Origin of the sequence: Photobacterium rosenbergii, assembly GCF_003026455.1 — a bacterium.
Classification (GTDB): domain Bacteria; phylum Pseudomonadota; class Gammaproteobacteria; order Enterobacterales; family Vibrionaceae; genus Photobacterium; species Photobacterium rosenbergii.
In genome coordinates, this window is sequence record NZ_PYMB01000047.1 from 1 (window position 1) to 16,460 (window position 16,460).

Annotated in this window: 11 protein-coding genes and 1 pseudogene; 10 read left to right on the plus strand and 2 right to left on the minus strand. The window is 54.3% G+C overall.

What is annotated here, in order from left to right; all coding sequences use genetic code 11:
* From C9J01_RS28855 to C9J01_RS28875, 5 genes are all read left to right on the plus strand, one after another.
* Nucleotides 1-604: substrate binding domain-containing protein (locus tag C9J01_RS28855; RefSeq protein WP_201797887.1), on the plus strand; the 604-nt coding region annotated here is incomplete at its 5' end.
* Nucleotides 605-815: 211 nt separating this feature from the next.
* Nucleotides 816-2,609, plus strand: a complete 1,794-nt coding sequence (locus C9J01_RS28860) for a protein-disulfide reductase DsbD (protein ID WP_107301504.1) — start codon at nt 816-818, stop codon at nt 2,607-2,609.
* 248 nt (nt 2,610-2,857) lie between these two features.
* Nucleotides 2,858-3,493 (plus strand): response regulator transcription factor, encoded by a 636-nt coding sequence (locus C9J01_RS28865; protein WP_107301505.1) that lies wholly within the window; start codon nt 2,858-2,860, stop codon nt 3,491-3,493.
* 210 nt (nt 3,494-3,703) lie between these two features.
* Complete coding sequence (locus C9J01_RS28870; protein ID WP_107301506.1) at nt 3,704-3,970, plus strand: DUF4212 domain-containing protein; 267 nt, start codon at nt 3,704-3,706, stop codon at nt 3,968-3,970.
* A gap of 11 nt (nt 3,971-3,981) precedes the next feature.
* Nucleotides 3,982-5,685: a sodium:solute symporter family protein gene (locus tag C9J01_RS28875; RefSeq protein WP_107301507.1), complete on the plus strand. Its 1,704-nt coding sequence runs from the start codon at nt 3,982-3,984 to the stop codon at nt 5,683-5,685.
* A 178-nt stretch (nt 5,686-5,863) separates the two neighbouring features.
* Here C9J01_RS28875 and C9J01_RS28880 read toward each other — a convergent pair whose 3' ends face one another.
* Both C9J01_RS28880 and C9J01_RS28885 read right to left on the minus strand, forming a co-directional pair.
* The gene (locus C9J01_RS28880; RefSeq protein WP_107301508.1) at nt 5,864-9,325 is read right to left on the minus strand and encodes a hybrid sensor histidine kinase/response regulator; all 3,462 of its coding nucleotides are present in this window, start codon (nt 9,323-9,325) and stop codon (nt 5,864-5,866) included.
* Nucleotides 9,326-9,459: 134 nt separating this feature from the next.
* On the minus strand, nt 9,460-10,644 hold the full coding sequence (locus C9J01_RS28885; RefSeq protein ID WP_107301509.1) for a 3-phenylpropionate MFS transporter: 1,185 nt from the start codon (nt 10,642-10,644) through the stop codon (nt 9,460-9,462).
* 218 nt (nt 10,645-10,862) lie between these two features.
* Between C9J01_RS28885 and C9J01_RS28895 the strand changes: the two genes are divergently transcribed.
* From C9J01_RS28895 to C9J01_RS28915, 5 genes and pseudogenes are all read left to right on the plus strand, one after another.
* Nucleotides 10,863-12,665 carry a putative nucleotidyltransferase substrate binding domain-containing protein gene (locus C9J01_RS28895; RefSeq protein ID WP_107301511.1) on the plus strand — a complete coding sequence of 601 codons (1,803 nt, stop codon included), beginning with the start codon at nt 10,863-10,865 and terminating at the stop codon, nt 12,663-12,665.
* Between the two features lie 24 nt (nt 12,666-12,689).
* Complete coding sequence (locus C9J01_RS28900; protein WP_107301514.1) at nt 12,690-13,319, plus strand: 3'-5' exonuclease; 630 nt, start codon at nt 12,690-12,692, stop codon at nt 13,317-13,319.
* A gap of 255 nt (nt 13,320-13,574) precedes the next feature.
* The gene (acs, locus tag C9J01_RS28905) at nt 13,575-15,524 is read left to right on the plus strand and encodes an acetate--CoA ligase (RefSeq protein WP_107301512.1); all 1,950 of its coding nucleotides are present in this window, start codon (nt 13,575-13,577) and stop codon (nt 15,522-15,524) included.
* A gap of 354 nt (nt 15,525-15,878) precedes the next feature.
* On the plus strand, nt 15,879-16,334 hold the full coding sequence (gene aroQ, locus C9J01_RS28910) for a type II 3-dehydroquinate dehydratase (protein WP_107301513.1): 456 nt from the start codon (nt 15,879-15,881) through the stop codon (nt 16,332-16,334).
* Nucleotides 16,335-16,353: 19 nt separating this feature from the next.
* Nucleotides 16,354-16,460: pseudogene (locus C9J01_RS28915) on the plus strand (acetyl-CoA carboxylase biotin carboxyl carrier protein); the annotation flags it as partial.

Consider the following 16,460-nt stretch of genomic DNA (forward strand, 5'->3'; position numbering starts at 1 on the left):
GACGTATCGGCTAATGCCGCTATTCAACCAGTTCCTTGCCCAGTACCCGGCAATCTCCCTGTCCCTGACCCATCTGTCCAACCAGCACCATGACTACAGCCCAGAGCAGTACGATGTGGTCTTTCGTGTCGGCCAGCAGCCAGACTCCAGTTTTGCCGCCGCCAATATCGGCGAGTCGCAGCGGGTACTAGTCGCCAGCCCGGCCTATCTTGCCAACCAGGGAGCGCCGGCCCATCCGGACGAACTCAACGACCATGCCCGTCTCGCCAGCGTTCCAGAATTTGAGTGGGCACTAACTAACAAGAAGGACAGCCAGGAAACCATCTGGATTAACTCGCCGGTCAAGATGGCTATTGCCGATCTCAACAGCATCAAACAAGCCACCATCCAGGGGTTGGGGATCGCCAGCCTGCCCAACTATGTCGTCGCCGATGCCATTGCCACAGGCCAACTCTCGACCATGATGGAAAACTGGTACTCGCCGCCCCGTCCTATCTACATGCTCTACCAGCGCTTGGGCTATGTCCCTGCCCATATCCAGATCTTCACTGACTTCATGCGTGATGCGCTCGACAATAGCCAGCAGGCTATTGCAAGCAAATGAAACCAAACACTGATTAACTCGGTCTGACAGAGTATAGTTAATTCATGGCGCACGATTTCGCTGCGCCAAACTAGCTGTTCTTTCCCTGCCGCCGCTTTTGGTAGGGCAACTCATAGACGAGCCAGATTTAATGACGCTATTACAAAGACTTCAATGTGCAGCAGGCCAGTTCGCATGGCGCCGGACATTCCCCCTGCTTGCCTTGCTCAGCATGTTGGTGCTCAGCCTACCGGCCTCGGCCCTAAAACTGCCGGGCTTCAACAGTTCACCCAATAGCTTTGTTGCTGTTGATGAAGCCTTCAGCTTCAACTTCACCCAGCAGGGCGATCAGGTTTATCTCGACTGGCAAATCAAGCCAGGCTACTACCTCTACCAGCACCAGTTATCTGTCAGTTCGGACACGGCAACGCTAGGCACGGTTGATATCCCCACAGGCAAGCCTTACCACGACGAGTTCTTTGGTGAGGTCAACATCTATACCGAACCACTGACCCTGACTGTCCCTGTGGTGCAAGCCGCCGATACCGATACCCTGATTGTCCGCTACCAGGGCTGCGCCGAAGCCGGCTTCTGCTACCCGCCTGAGATCCGCCAGGTTCCGCTTAGCGCCGTTATGGCTGCCGCCAATGCCGCACCGATAGAGCCACCTGCAACTGGCAACCAAGCGCCTCAGCAAACCGGCGCCGAAAGCAATGTAAGTACATACTCACAGCCTATATCCGCAACCAGAGCACCAGCTTCCGAGCAGGACAAACTAGCCAGCGACTTGGCCGATCAATGGTGGACGCCGTTGGTCTTCCTGGCATTGGGGATTGGCCTCGCCTTCACCCCCTGCGTGCTGCCGATGTACCCAATCCTAAGCGGTATCGTGCTTGGCAACGGGCAACTCAGCCACGGCAGGGCCTTCCGCCTTGCCTTTATCTACGTCCAGGGTATGGCGCTGACCTATACGCTTCTCGGCTTGGTGGTCGCCTCTGCGGGGATGCAGTTCCAAGCCGCGCTGCAACACCCGTATATCCTGATTGGCCTGAGCGTACTGTTCGTCGCGCTGGCAATGTCGATGTTCGGCATGTACACACTGCAGCTGCCGAGCAGCGTCCAGACTTGGCTCAACGGCCTGAGCAACAAACAGCAAGGCGGTAGCAGTGGCGGCGTATTCGCGATGGGGGCTATCTCCGGGTTGGTCTGTTCACCATGCACCACCGCGCCGCTGTCCGGTGCCCTGATCTATGTCGCCCAGAGTGGTGATTTGCTGACGGGGGCTGTGGCTCTTTATGCTCTCGCTATAGGTATGGGGATCCCGCTCATCCTTGCCGCGATGTTCGGCAACAAACTGCTGCCGAAAGCTGGCAATTGGATGAACCATGTCAAAGCCTTCTTCGGCTTTGTCCTGCTGGCCGTACCGCTGTTCCTGCTTGAGCGTATCCTGCCGGGCTTCCTGATGCCTTACCTGTGGTCGCTGCTCGGTATTGCCGCCTTTGGCTGGCTCTACCATGTCAAAAACACCCTGGCAGTATCATGGCGAAGCAGCACATTGGCCGTGGTGGCAATTGTCGGCTTGTTTATCTCTGTCCAGCCCCTTTACCCGCTGCTAACAGGCACTACAACGAAAGTTGCGGCTAAGCAAGAAATCAAAGTCGAGTTCAAGCGCGTCAACAATATCGACGACCTGACTCTGGCGCTGGAAGAGGCTAAAGCTCAGCAGCTGCCGGTAATGTTGGATTTCTACGCCGACTGGTGTGTCGCCTGTAAAGAATTCGAGAAGTACACCTTCCATGACCCGGCAGTGGCCAAGCAGCTTGGCAACTTTGTCTTGCTGCAAGCCGACGTCACCCAGAGCTCGCCGGCCGATATCGAGCTGCTGCAGGAAATGGATGTACTCGGCCTGCCGACTTTAGATTTCTGGGATAGCCAAGGTAACCGGATGGAAGGCGCCCGCCTGACCGGCTTCATGAAAGCCGAGCCTTTCCTTGCCCACCTAACCAACCACCAGCTAGCCCGTTAAGTGTAGCAGGCTAACAGCCACAATTTGAGCAGCGGTTTCCTCTTCCAGAAACCGTTTCTCAATACTTCAGAAATCCCCTTCTCCACCAACTTATCCCACCGCTTTGACCACCTTTTCTCTCGCTACGGCACTGCCGGTTACACCGCACTAACAAACTGGTCTGATCCAGTTCAGATCTTGAGTGTTAACAAATTGATCTAGTCTTAAGGCAGTGATAGCGTTATTAAAAACAACAAAATGTGATTGCCATGGACGCCCAGTACACGATAGTGATTGCCGATGACCACCCGCTGTTCCGTAATGCACTGTTTCAATCCGTGCATATGGCGATCAGCGGGGCCAACCTGCTCGAAGCTGACTCGCTCGACAGCCTGCTGACCTTGCTCGACAAAGAGGACGATGTCGACCTGCTCCTGCTTGATCTGAAAATGCCCGGTGCCAACGGCATGTCGGGGCTGATCCAGCTCCGCAGCCAGTACCCTGACCTGCCAATTGTAGTGATTTCCGCCAGTGAAGAACCCAGCGTGATCCGTCAGGTACGCAGCCATGGCGCGTTTGGTTTTATCCCCAAATCCAGTGATATGCGGGCACTGATCAGCTCGCTCAACCAGGTGCTTGATGGCGAACCGGTGTTCCCGGAAGGGCTCGGCGAAGGTAACGATGAATTGACCGAGCTAACCGATAAAATTGCCGCCCTCACCCCGCAGCAATACAAGGTATTGGGGATGCTGTCCGACGGACTGCTCAACAAGCAAATCGCCTATGAGCTCAATGTCTCCGAAGCAACCATCAAAGCCCACATGACCGCCATTTTCCGCAAGCTTGGGGTCAAGAACCGCACCCAAGCGGTAATCTTGCTGCAGCAGATGGACATCAACCCGTAATTTTTTTCATTACCCTGTTAGACTTTCGGCTAACGTAACATTTTCACAACATCCTCAATTTCCGCCTGACTTCACAAAATCGCTGCTAAGCCAGCGATTTTGCCGTTTTTTCCTCGACTAAAGTTGCACTGTTTCCTTGACCATTCATTGCTATTGTCAATGCGTAACATTTCATTAACGTGATTTATGACGACGTGGAAGGAGAAGGCAATGGCGTTCGAATCAACAGAACATGCTCAAGCCTACTGGAAGGAAAACTTGGGAATTATGGGCACGCTGCTGGCCATCTGGTTTGTAGTGTCTTACGGCGCAGGCATCTTATTTGTCGATGCGCTCAACACCATTCAACTGGGCGGTTTCAAGCTTGGGTTTTGGTTCGCTCAACAAGGGTCAATCTATACCTTTGTTGCCCTGATTTTTGTCTACGTAGCGCGTATGAATGCGCTCGACAAGAAATACAACGTACAAGAAGACTAGGGGTTTAGAACATGGATATTCAAACTTGGACGTTTATTCTCGTCGGCATCACATTCGCACTCTACATCGGTATCGCTGTTTGGGCCCGTGCCGGGTCAACCAGTGAGTTCTACGTCGCCGGTGGCGGTGTCCACCCAGTCGCCAATGGTATGGCGACAGCGGCAGACTGGATGTCGGCAGCCTCTTTCATTTCGATGGCCGGTATCATCTCATTCGTCGGTTACGATGGTGCGGTCTACCTGATGGGCTGGACCGGTGGCTACGTACTGTTGGCGCTATGTCTGGCACCTTACCTGCGTAAGTTTGGCCAGTTCACCGTACCTGATTTTATCGGTGAGCGTTACTACTCCAAAACTGCGCGTATGGTGGCGGTCTTCTGTGCCATCTTCGTTTCCTTTACCTATGTTGCAGGCCAGATGCGTGGCGTGGGCGTGGTATTCTCACGGTTCCTCGAGGTTGATATCAACCTAGGTATCATCATTGGTATGGGGATTGTGTTCTTCTATGCCGTACTTGGTGGCATGAAAGGCATCACTTATACGCAGGTGGCTCAATTCTGTGTTCTCATTTTCGCCTTCCTTGTCCCGGCTATCTTCACTTCAATCATGATGACCGGCAACCCATTCCCGCAAATTGGTATGGGGTCGACCATCTCTGGTACCGATGTCTACCTGTTAGATAAACTTGATGGCTTAACCGAGGAGCTCGGGTTTACCGCCTATACCGAAGGTAACAAGAGCATGGTGGATGTGTTCTTCATCTGTGCAGCCCTAATGGTTGGTACCGCAGGCCTGCCACACGTTATCATCCGCTTCTTCACGGTACCGAAAGTGCGCGATGCACGTATCTCTGCTGGTTGGGCGCTACTGTTCATCTCATTGCTATACACCACAGCACCAGGTGTGGCCGCGTTTGCCCGTGTCAATATGATTGAGACCATCAACGGTCCTGACATGCAGGGTGTTGCAGCTGCAGATGCACCAAGCTGGTATAAGAACTGGGAAAGTACCGGCCTAGTTGGCTGGGAAGACAAGAATGGCGATGGCAAGATGTTCTACTCGGGCGATGAGCGCAACGAGATGACCATCAACCGTGACATCATCGTACTGGCTTCTCCTGAGCTGGCGAAACTACCGAACTGGGTGGTTGCATTACTGGCAGCCGGTGGTCTGGCAGCCGCACTATCAACCGCAGCAGGCTTGCTACTGGTTATCTCGACCTCGATATCCCATGACTTGCTGAAGAAAGGCTTCAAGCCCAATATGACCGACAAACAGGAGCTGCTCGCCGCACGTCTCGCTGCCGTTGTCGCCATCGTGGGTGCGGGTTACCTGGGTATCAACCCGCCGGGCTTCGTGGCACAGGTTGTGGCCTTCGCCTTCGGCTTAGCAGCGGCGTCCTTCTTCCCTGCGATTATCCTGGGTATCTTCTACAAGAAGATGAACAAAGAAGGGGCGATTGCCGGCATGCTGACAGGTATTGCCTTCACAGCCAGCTACATCATCTACTTCAAGTTCATCAACCCAGCAGCGAGCACACCAGAAAACTGGTGGTTCGGTATCAGCCCTGAGGGTATCGGTACGCTAGGTATGTGTGTGAACTTCGTGGTCTCGATTGTCGTGAACAAGTTTACGGCTGAAGTACCGAAAGATGTACAGGATATGGTGGAGTCTATCCGCTATCCGAAAGGTGCTGGTGCTGCGCACGATCACTAATCAAACATCCTGAAAAGTAAACCAAAACGGAGCCTCTGCGGCTCCGTTTTTTTTCGTACACAAATAACATGTCACAGAGTGATAATTTCAAAAGTGCATAAAGACATCCCTGTCGCTCCAACCCTGCGTCCATGCCGGGTAGGTTTTGAAATTACACTCTCTAACATGCAATTAAGAGCTATAGCTTTGCACTCGCTTTCTGGTGCTGGTTAAGCAGCGCCCTCAACTTGAGTGGTTTGACCGGCTTGCTGATAAAGCTGAAACCGTGCCCTTCAATCATGGTCTTGGTCTCCTCGGTCCGGTCTGCACTTATCACCGCACCACGGAAACATTTACCGAGCTTCAGGGTGCATTGCTGCAGTACCTGCAAGCCAGTTTCTCCGTCGGTAAGGTGGTAATCACTCAAGATGAAATCAGGCTGCCAGCCGTCAGCCAACTGCTGCATCGCGGCAGTGACTGTTTCGGCCAGACGGATCTCACAGCCCCAGCGGGCCAGCAGGGTCTCCATCCCCAGTAAAATATCCGGCTCGTTATCAACACACAGCACCTTTAACCCAGCCAGCGGAGCCGGTGTTTTGTCTGCCAACGTCGGTTTCTCCGGCACTTCAACCAACACACCCCGTCTTACCCCGAGGGCAAATACCGTGCCTTTGCCTGGCCATGAGCGCAGTGACAGGGAGTGATCCAGCACCCGGCTGATCCCGCGAGCAATCGCAAGGCCAAGTCCCAAACCATGATCGACACCGCTGCGTTCGATGCGGGTAAACTCATCAAAAATATGGGCCTGCTTCTCTTCTGGGATCCCCGGGCCATTATCCCACACCTCGACCTGCAGCCCGCTGCCACGGCGGCGAACGCCCAACACCACCTTGCCTTTGGGGTTATAGCGGAAGGCATTGGTCAGGAAATTCTGCAATGCACGGCGCAGCAACTTGGGATCCGAATGGATCACCGCATTACAAGGCACGACCTCGAAGGTGATCCCCTGCTCGCGGGCCAAGGCACCGAATTCGGCACTTAAGGTATCAAGCACCTCGCTGATCCGAAACGCATGGACATTTACCTGCAATTTGCCGGACTCCAACCGGGACACATCCAGCAAGTCACCTATCAAGTCTTCCGCTGCACCTAGCGCGCTTTCAATATGGCGAGCCAGCTTGGCCGCTTCTTGCTCCTTCGCCACTTCCGCCAACGAGGACGAAAATAGCCTTGCGGCATTGAGCGGCTGCATCAAATCATGGCTCACCGCCGCCAAAAAGCGCCCTTTGGAATGGGCCTGCAGTTCAGCCTGCTGGGTGGCACTGACCAACTGGCGGTTAAGGCGTTCGAGTTCACTGGTCCGCTGCCTTACCCGCTCTTCCAAGGTTTCATTGGCTTCTTGCAGGGCTTTCTCAGCATTACGGAACTCGGTGATATCGGTAAAGCTCATCACGAAACCACCACCGGGCATCGGATTGCCTTGCACCTCAATCACCTGCCCATCAGGGCGGATCCTTGAGGAAGTATGTGCCGTCCCCCGCTGCAGGTGCTCGACCCGCTTGGCAACGTGGCTTTCCGGATCGCCCGGGCCGCAAAGGCCGAGTTCGGCATTGTGGCGGATGACATCGGCAATCGGCCTACCAACCTGAATGAGGCCCGGCGGGAAAGTGAACATCTCGGTATAGCGCTGGTTCCAGGCCACCAGCCGCAACTGCTTGTCGACCACGGCGATGCCCTGGCTGATATGCTCAATCGCCCCCTGCAGCAGGCCTCGGCTGAAATCAAACAATTCCGAGGCCTCATCGACAATTGTTGCGACCTCTTCCAGTTGCATCTTGCGCCCCTGCAGCGCCGATGTCAGGACCAAGCGGGCAGAAGACGCCCCGAATACCCCAGCCAAAACCCGTTCGGTATGCCGGATCAGGGTAGAAGGCGCTTGCTGTTGTGGTAGAAGCGCTTCATGGCGCTGCTCACCAAACTGGCGGAAGGCATGGCGAATGCGTTTGCGGCCAACAAACCTTGCTGCCAGCATTTCCAACTCGGCGACCGTTACGCGGGTCTGGTACAAGCTGCTGTCACCACTTTCCGGCAACGGTGCGCCGACAAACGAAGCAGCCTGAAGCCTTTCAGTCAAACTTGAACGGGTCAGTAAGGACACACTTACATATAATCCAATATTGACCAACAGACTCAGTAGCATGCCCCAGTCAACACTCGATAACTTACCGAGCACCGGCCAATTCGGCGGCGCCAGTAGCCACAGCAAGATATTGGTCTGTGGTGTGCCAGCCAGCATATTGGTCTGGCCCATCATGGTCACGCCCCAAATGGCGATACCGCCCAGCAGGCCTGCATAGACACCATTACAGTTACCCTCACGCCAATAGATCCCGCCCAGTAGCGCTGGGGCAAACTGGGCAATCGCCGCAAATGACAGCAAACCAATGGCTGACAACGACGGGATTTCTCCCAATATCTGGTAGAAGCCCCACGCTGCCAGCAACAAGAGCAGAATGAGGCCACGGCGAATGTTGAGCAGGATCCCCGAAAAGGCGTGGTGGTTACGGCCGGAGATCCGCATCCGGCGCAGCAGCATCGGTAGCACGAGATCGTTGGAGACCATGATGGCAAGGGCGATGGTCGAGACAATCACCATCCCGCTCGCTGCCGAGGTCCCCCCGAGGAAAGCCAACAAGGCAATGCCTTCGGCACCATGCAACAGCGGCAAATTAATCACATAAGTATCGGCGGCGATATGGGGTAGCCATACCTGACCAGCCAACGCCAACGGGATAACAAAGATCCCCATCAGCACCAGATAACCCGGGAATACCCAGCGCGCCCGGTGCAAGTCCTGCGCTCTTTCATTTTCGACTACCGTGGTATGGAACTGGCGTGGCAGGCAGATAATCGCGGCCATGGTGAATAGGGTATGGATCAACAAACTGCCAATATGGGGAGTGGTAGGTTGAAGCAGTTCACGGCTTGCCGTTGCCAACTCCGGAATATCAAACAGCAAAACGACGGCGAATACCCCAACCACCAAGAACGCCACCAATTTGATAATGGATTCAAATGCGACTGCCATCATCATGCCGCGGTGGTGCTCGGTACTGTCGATATGGCGGGTACCAAACAAGACAGTGAAGACAGCTAACGCCACTGTTACCACCCAAGCCGTATCGAGGGAGCCTTCTGTGCCCCCCATCTCCTGACCGAGATTCGGTGCAACCAACTCCAACCCCATGGTGATACCACGCAGTTGCAGAGCGATATAGGGCAGTATGCCGACGACGGCAATCAGTGTGACCAGAACGGCAAGCCCTTGCGATTTACCGTAACGGGCCGCAATAAAGTCAGCAATCGAGGTAATGTGTTCGCGTTTGGCGATCAGTATTAGCCGGGCTAGCACCCGCCAGAAGAAAGTGAACACCAAAATCGGTGCGATATAGATAGGAAGGAAGGACCAGATATTCTGGCTGGCTTGGCCAACCGTGCCGTAGAAGGTCCAGGAAGTGCAATACACGGCAATCGACAGGCAGTAAATCCACGGCCGCCAGCGTGACATCCACTGTTTTTTCCGGTCCCCGTACCAGGCTATCCAGAACAACAGTCCCAAATAGGCCAATGTGACCGGCACGACAATCCATCCCTGTGCCATGCTTTATCTCCAACTAATTGATTATACCCAAATGATTTGAATATATTGTGAGCACCAGTGTAACCAAACCACTGGCACTCACCAATCAGCAGGATCACAGTTCTTGGCTGCAGCGTGCTACAACCAAGGCTGAATTACTGGTTATCGGCCACTTCACCCGCTTGGGCAAACTGGCGCCGGGCCTTGGGCTCGACTTTCATCAACAGCGCCGGGATCCCCATCGCCGCCATCAACCAGAAAATATTGGCACCCCACAGACCGTACAACCAGCCACTCAAAGCGGTCATCAGAGCCATGAAAGCCCCCATCGGCAAGGCGTTATACAATGCCTGCAAGGCAACCATCTGGTTGCTCTGGGCTTTCTGGATATAGCGGATTGTGGCCAGGTGGCAGGCAGCGAACGTCACACCATGCAGGGCCTGGGCGGCGACCAGCAAAGGTAACTCAGTCATGCTGGCCGTGATCCCCCAGCGGATCAGCACACCGACAGCGGCCAGGCGGAACATACCGACCACCGACCAACCAGCAAAGAGGCGCTTGCTCATAGCAAAGACGGCGACTTCAGCGACTACCGAGAAGCTCCACAGGTAACCAATCACATCTTCGCTGTAGCCCACTTCCTTCCAGTAAATGGCACTGAAACTGTAGTAAGCGGCATGGCTGCCCTGCAGCAAGGCGATAATGGTCAAAAAGCGAAGGACTGCCGGATCACGCATCAACTGCATCAAGGCAGGACGTGGCTGGTCGTGGCTACCTGGCTCTGAGACCGGCAGGATAGTCGGCTGGCGCATCCCCAGCACCAGTGCCCCGACCAAACCCGCAGCCGCTACCCAAGGGATCACATCCGGGCTGTATTGTGCCGCCAGCAAACCTACCACGGTAGAGCCTGCGATAAAGGCAACCGAGCCCCATAGGCGTGTTCGACCATAGTCGAGGTGGCCTTCTTTGGCGTAGTGGTTTGCCAACGCATCCGACAGCGGCACGATAGGCCCGACCATCATGTTATAAATTACCGTCATGACAGTAAGTGCCCACAAACTACCACCACAATAGATATAGGCGATACAACTGATGAGCGCTGCCAAACCGAAGCCACGCAGGGCTGGGATAAGATGCTCGACTTTGTGGATACGGGGAGTGATAACCAGGTTAGCTAGGCAACGGACACCAAAGCCCAGCCCCAGCAATAGGCCAATATTAGAGGCACTGACCTCGAGATGCGCCAACCACAACGCCCAGAACGGAAGATAAACACCATAATTAAAGAAAAAACCCAGCAGGTACTGCGAGGTCCAACCGTAAGGGCTACTACGAAACATGCCTTGTCCTATCGTACTGAAAAAATCTGGGCGTTATTATGCCTCTAATGGAACATAGCCCCAATGAAATTATCCGCCCTTTTTCTTTCCCCCATTTCACTGCCGGCTGTACTTTGCAGGACAACCCTTTTTTTGCCGATAGTAGACTAAAGTCGTCTGGAGCTTTTGCGTTATCAAGCAGACACTGCATACAGTGCCCATCGTTCCGGAGAGCCGACATGTCCGACAGCTTTGATACCTCCCTGCCCCCTTTTGACCGTCTCAGTAGCGAGCAGCAACAACGCCTGGTCGACTCACTGGATGTGGCCTACTACCGCCATGGGGATATCCTGGTTGAGGCCGGCAAACCCAGCGAGCAATTGCACATCATTATCAAGGGCAGCGTTGAGGAAAGTGCTGCGGACGGCAGCGAAATCTATGCCCATTACACTAGCGATGACCTATTCGATGTCCGCTCCCAGCTAGAGCCATCATGCCGCCACCGTTATACCGCACTGGAAGACACCTTGTGTTATCTGGTTCCCAAGCCACTGTTTCTCGGCCTCTATCATGGCAACAGCCAGTTCGCCGCCTACTTCGACACCAGTCTGGCCCGCCGCCAAGAATTACTGGAAGAAGCCCAGCGCCAGCAGAATTTGGCGGAATTCATCCTGACCCGGGTCGACAGCAGCAATATCCAACCTTGCCTGATCTTACCGCGCAGCTGTGATTTGCACGCTGCGACGGTGAAATTGCAGCAACAGGGCATGGATGCCGCCTTGGTCGAAGCGGGGGACGAGCAGCCTTACGGCATCATTACCCGCACCAATTTGCTCCATGCTGTTATGCTCGACAACCTGCCCGCCTCCACCGCTATTGGTGAGGTCGCCACCAGCCCGGTGATCAGTGTCAGTAAAGGCGACTACCTGTTCAATGCGATGCTGGCGATGACCCGGCACAAGGTCAAACGGGTATCGGTCACTGACGGCGCAGAGTTAGTGGGTATGCTAGACCTGACCCAGGTACTGAGCCTGTTCTCGACCCATTCCCATGTCCTGACCCTGCGGATCGCCCGGGCAACGACTGTCGAGGAACTCTCCCTGGCGGCCAGCAGCCAATCGAGGCTGGTGGCGACCCTGTTCAACAATGGCATCCATACCCGTTTCGTGATGGAACTCATCGCGGCGGTCAATGAGCAGATCATCGAGAAAGCCTTCCGCTTGGTGGTACCCCAAGCACTGCAGAACCACTGTTGTCTGGTCGTCATGGGCTCAGAAGGGCGTGGCGAGCAAATTCTCAAAACCGATCAAGACAATGCCCTGATCATCGAAGACGGTGTCGAATGGCCAGGGTTGGGCGACACAATGGAAACCCTGACCCATACCCTGCACCAACTGGGCTACCCGCTCTGTCCGGGCAAGGTGATGGTCAATAACCCCAAGTGGGTCAAGCACCAAAGTGAGTGGTTACAAACCTTGAAAGATTTTGCCCGTAAGGGTACTGAGAATGAAATGATGGACTTGGCAATCCTCGCCGACAGCCATGCCGTCGCCGGTAACCCCGAACTGTTACGCCCAATCAAACAACAATTACATCAGCAAATGGCCGAGCAAGAGTTGCTGCTGACCACCTTCACCCGCCCGGCATTGCGGTTTAGCGTTCCGCTATCTTTGTTCGGCAAGTTGAAATCAGGCAAGGATGGGCTGGATATAAAGCGCGGCGGGATTTTTCCGATTGTCCACGGCGTAAGGGCACTGGCGCTTGAACATGGTATCGAGGACAACAATACCTTCACCCGTCTCGAGCAACTGGCCCAGCGTAAGGTGCTGGAGAATGATACTGCCTCCAACCTCAGCGAAGCCCTGAAGTTGTTCATCAAATTGCGCCTGCGCCAGCAACTGGATATCCCTGCCGGTGGGTTGCAGCAGCACCTCAATGTCGAGCGACTCAACCGCGCCGACCGTGACTTGCTGCGCCACAGCCTGCATGTGGTGAAAAAATTCAAGGAATGGCTCGGGTACCACTACCAGATCCGCGACTAGCACCAGCCAAGGAGCATGATGATGATTAATACCCTAAGACGCTGGTGGTACCGCCATAAATTCAAGGACAGCCAGTACCACGACCTATTCTCCCGCTACCGCGGCACCGAACTGGTTTCACTCGATTGCGAAACCACCAGTTTGGATCCGCACAGCGCCGAACTGGTCACCATTGCCGCGACCCGGATCCAGGACAACCGTATCCTCACTAGCCAGTCTATCCACCTCACTCTACGGGCGCCAGCCAGCCTTGATGCCGGCTCAGTGGCGATTCACCGCATTCGTCACCAGGATCTCAACCAAGGGCTGGAAGAAGGCCAGGCACTAGAAAAATTGCTGGCCTTTATCGGCAACCGCCCACTGGTCGGCTACCATATCCGCTACGATAAAACGATCCTCGATCGCTACTTCCAGCGCTACTTCGGCTTCCCGTTACCCAACAAAACGATCGAGGTCAGCCACCTCTATCACGAGCAGCTCGAGCGCCAACTGCCCAATGCCTATTTCGACCTCAGCCTCGAGGCAATCAGCCGCCACCTCGACCTGCCGGTACCGCCGCGCCACGATGCGCTGCAAGATGCGATTGCCGCTGCGATGATCTACGTTCGGCTAAAACACGGTGATCTGCCTCACCCTGTTGCTAGGCAAGCTTAACCGCCAGCGAAAGAAAATAAATTAATCAACATCTTACAAGGCAATCAAGTTGCGTTTTATCAGCGATAAAGCGCAAGTTTTTGACTGCAACAACACTGCAAAACGGGCCATTTCCCCACATTTTGCCCGCTCTCATCCTAAAGTCTAATTGAGACCTGCGGCGATCTGTCGGAAGTTATTAATCACGCAAGCCAAAACCTGCATACAGAATAATCCGGTCCAGTACGGACATTAACGGAACACAAGGAGAAAGAAATGAGTGAGGTTCATGTGTATCCAGTAAACCAGGACATCGCAGCCAACGCCCATGTTACCGATGAGCAGTACCGTGAAATGTACCAGCAGTCTGTGATCAACCCGGAAGGCTTCTGGCGCGAGCACGGCCAGATTGTTGACTGGATCAAGCCATTCAGTCAGGTCAAGAACACCTCGTTTGATACCGGCCATGTCAGCATCAGTTGGTTCGAAGACGGCACCCTCAATGTGTCAGCCAACTGTATTGACCGCCACCTCGCGACCCGTGGCGACCAGCCAGCGATTATCTGGGAAGGCGATGACCCGTCTGATGATGCCACCCTCACCTATAACGAGCTGCACGAGCAAGTGTGCCAGTTTGCCAACGCCCTGAAGAGCCAAGGTGTACGCAAAGGCGATGTGGTTTGCCTTTACATGCCGATGGTTGCCGAAGCCGCTGTTGCCATGCTGGCCTGTACCCGCATCGGTGCCGTCCACACGATTGTATTTGGTGGTTTCTCACCAGAAGCCCTCGCTGGCCGTATTACCGATTCCAATGCCAAAGTCGTGGTCACTGCCGATGAAGGGATCCGCGGCGGCCGTGCGGTACCACTGAAGAAGAACGTTGATGATGCGCTGGCCAACGACGAGGTCACCAGCGTAGAGAAAGTGATTGTCTTCAAACGCACCGGCGGCAACGTTGAGTGGGACAGCAGCCGTGATGTCTGGTGGCATGAAGCCACAGCGGTTGCCTCTTCCCATTGTGAGCCTGAAGAAATGAATGCCGAAGACCCGTTGTTCATTCTCTACACCTCAGGTTCGACCGGCAAGCCAAAAGGCGTGCTGCACACTACCGGTGGCTACCTGGTGTATGCCACTATGACCTTCAAATATGTCTTCGACTATCAGGAAGGCGATATCTACTGGTGTACCGCTGATGTAGGCTGGATCACCGGCCACAGCTACCTGGTTTACGGCCCGCTGGCCAACGGGGCAACCACCCTGCTGTTTGAAGGTGTGCCAAACTACCCTTCGACCAGTCGCATGAGCGAAGTGGTCGATAAGCACAACGTCAATATCCTTTATACCGCACCGACAGCCATCCGTGCCCTGATGGCAAAAGGTGACGAGGCGATTGCCGACACCAAGCGTTCATCGCTACGTATCATGGGGTCGGTCGGCGAGCCTATCAACCCTGAAGCGTGGGAGTGGTACCACCGTACCATTGGTGACAGCCGCTGCCCGATTGTTGACACCTGGTGGCAAACCGAAACCGGAGGCATCCTGATCACCCCACTACCGGGGGCAACTGCCCTCAAGCCGGGGTCGGCAACCCGTCCGTTCTTCGGGGTACAACCAGCATTGGTCGACAACATGGGTAACATCCTTGATGGTGCTACCGAGGGTAACCTGGTGATGATCGATTCCTGGCCGGGACAAATGCGTACCCTGTGGGGCGATCACGATCGCTTCGAGCAAACCTACTTCTCGACCTTCAAGGGTATGTACTTTACTGGAGACGGTGCCCGCCGCGATGAAGACGGCTACTACTGGATCACCGGCCGTGTCGATGACGTACTGAATATTTCCGGCCACCGAATGGGGACGGCTGAAATCGAGTCGGCACTGGTAGCCTTCGACAAGATTGCTGAAGCGGCAATTGTTGGGGTACCGCACGATATCAAGGGCCAGGCCATCTACGCCTATATCACCCTCAACGATGGTGAAATCCCATCGGCAGAACTGCACAAAGAAGTCAAAAACTGGGTCCGTAAGGAAATCGGCCCAATTGCAACACCGGACTTCCTACACTGGACCGATGCGCTGCCGAAAACCCGCTCGGGCAAAATCATGCGCCGTATCCTGCGTAAGATTGCCACCGGCGACACCGCAACACTGGGGGATACCTCCACCCTGGCAGACCCAAGCGTGGTAGAGAAACTGATCGCCGAAAAGCAGAAAGTACTGTAATTTTTCGCTCTCAATGAATAAAAGCCGCCCCAGTTCACATTGCGGGCGGCTTTTTTGATCCAGTGCTAAAAGTTACATTTCAGTCGCAACTAGCTATTGTCACCTGCCTCAGGGTCACGCATAGTGCTAACTGCTACATATTCCATTCTTACCCCTCAATCGCCAAACAGCGTACATGTGTACAAATTAAAATGTGGTGATTAGACCAGTATTTTGCTGCGATTTGCGGTGAATTCTCTATAATTGCTCATCAAGCATGTTTTGGCAGACAACATCGGAACACAGGGAAGCAACATTTCAGCTTTTTGCACGTTGCTAGAGTAAAACCTCAAATACAAGTGATATAACGTCAAGATGTCGACCGTTCAACGAATTTTACTGATCAATGGCCCGAACCTGAACCTACTGGGTTTGCGTGAGCCGGGACATTACGGCCAGCAGTCTCTGGCCCAGATCGTAACGCACTTAACTGCCAAAGCCTCCGAGTTAGGCGTGACGCTAGACCACATCCAATCGAATGCGGAACACGAAATCATCAATGCAATCCACCAAGCCCATGGCAAGGTCGATTTCATTCTGATCAATCCCGCTGCCTTTACCCACACCAGCGTTGCTATCCGCGATGCCCTGTTGGGAGTCAGCATCCCGTTCATTGAAATACACCTGTCTAATGTTCATGCCCGGGAACCATTCCGCCACCACTCCTACCTGTCAGACAAGGCTGTCGGGGTGATCTGCGGCCTGGGCCCAGATGGTTATGAATTCGCCCTGCAAACTGCGGTACGCCGCCTGCAAGCAGACGCCAACTGAACATAAAAGAGAAAGATAAATGGATATTCGTAAAATCAAAAAACTGATTGAGCTAGTAGAAGAGTCTGGTATTGCCGAGCTAGAAATCTCTGAAGGTGAAGAGTCAGTACGCATCAGCCGTGCTAC

Excerpts from the sequence above, each read along its gene's own strand:
- C9J01_RS28860 (WP_107301504.1), top strand. The coding sequence starts at position 816 with ATGTTGGTGCTCAGCCTACCGGCCTCGGCCCTAAAACTGCCGGGCTTC.
- C9J01_RS28865 (WP_107301505.1), top strand. The coding sequence starts at position 2,858 with ATGGACGCCCAGTACACGATAGTGATTGCCGATGACCACCCGCTGTTC.
- C9J01_RS28870 (WP_107301506.1), top strand. The coding sequence starts at position 3,704 with ATGGCGTTCGAATCAACAGAACATGCTCAAGCCTACTGGAAGGAAAAC.
- C9J01_RS28875 (WP_107301507.1), top strand. The coding sequence starts at position 3,982 with ATGGATATTCAAACTTGGACGTTTATTCTCGTCGGCATCACATTCGCA.
- C9J01_RS28880 (WP_107301508.1), bottom strand. The coding sequence starts at position 9,325 with ATGGCACAGGGATGGATTGTCGTGCCGGTCACATTGGCCTATTTGGGA.
- C9J01_RS28885 (WP_107301509.1), bottom strand. The coding sequence starts at position 10,644 with ATGTTTCGTAGTAGCCCTTACGGTTGGACCTCGCAGTACCTGCTGGGT.
- C9J01_RS28895 (WP_107301511.1), top strand. The coding sequence starts at position 10,863 with ATGTCCGACAGCTTTGATACCTCCCTGCCCCCTTTTGACCGTCTCAGT.
- acs (WP_107301512.1), top strand. The coding sequence starts at position 13,575 with ATGAGTGAGGTTCATGTGTATCCAGTAAACCAGGACATCGCAGCCAAC.
- aroQ (WP_107301513.1), top strand. The coding sequence starts at position 15,879 with ATGTCGACCGTTCAACGAATTTTACTGATCAATGGCCCGAACCTGAAC.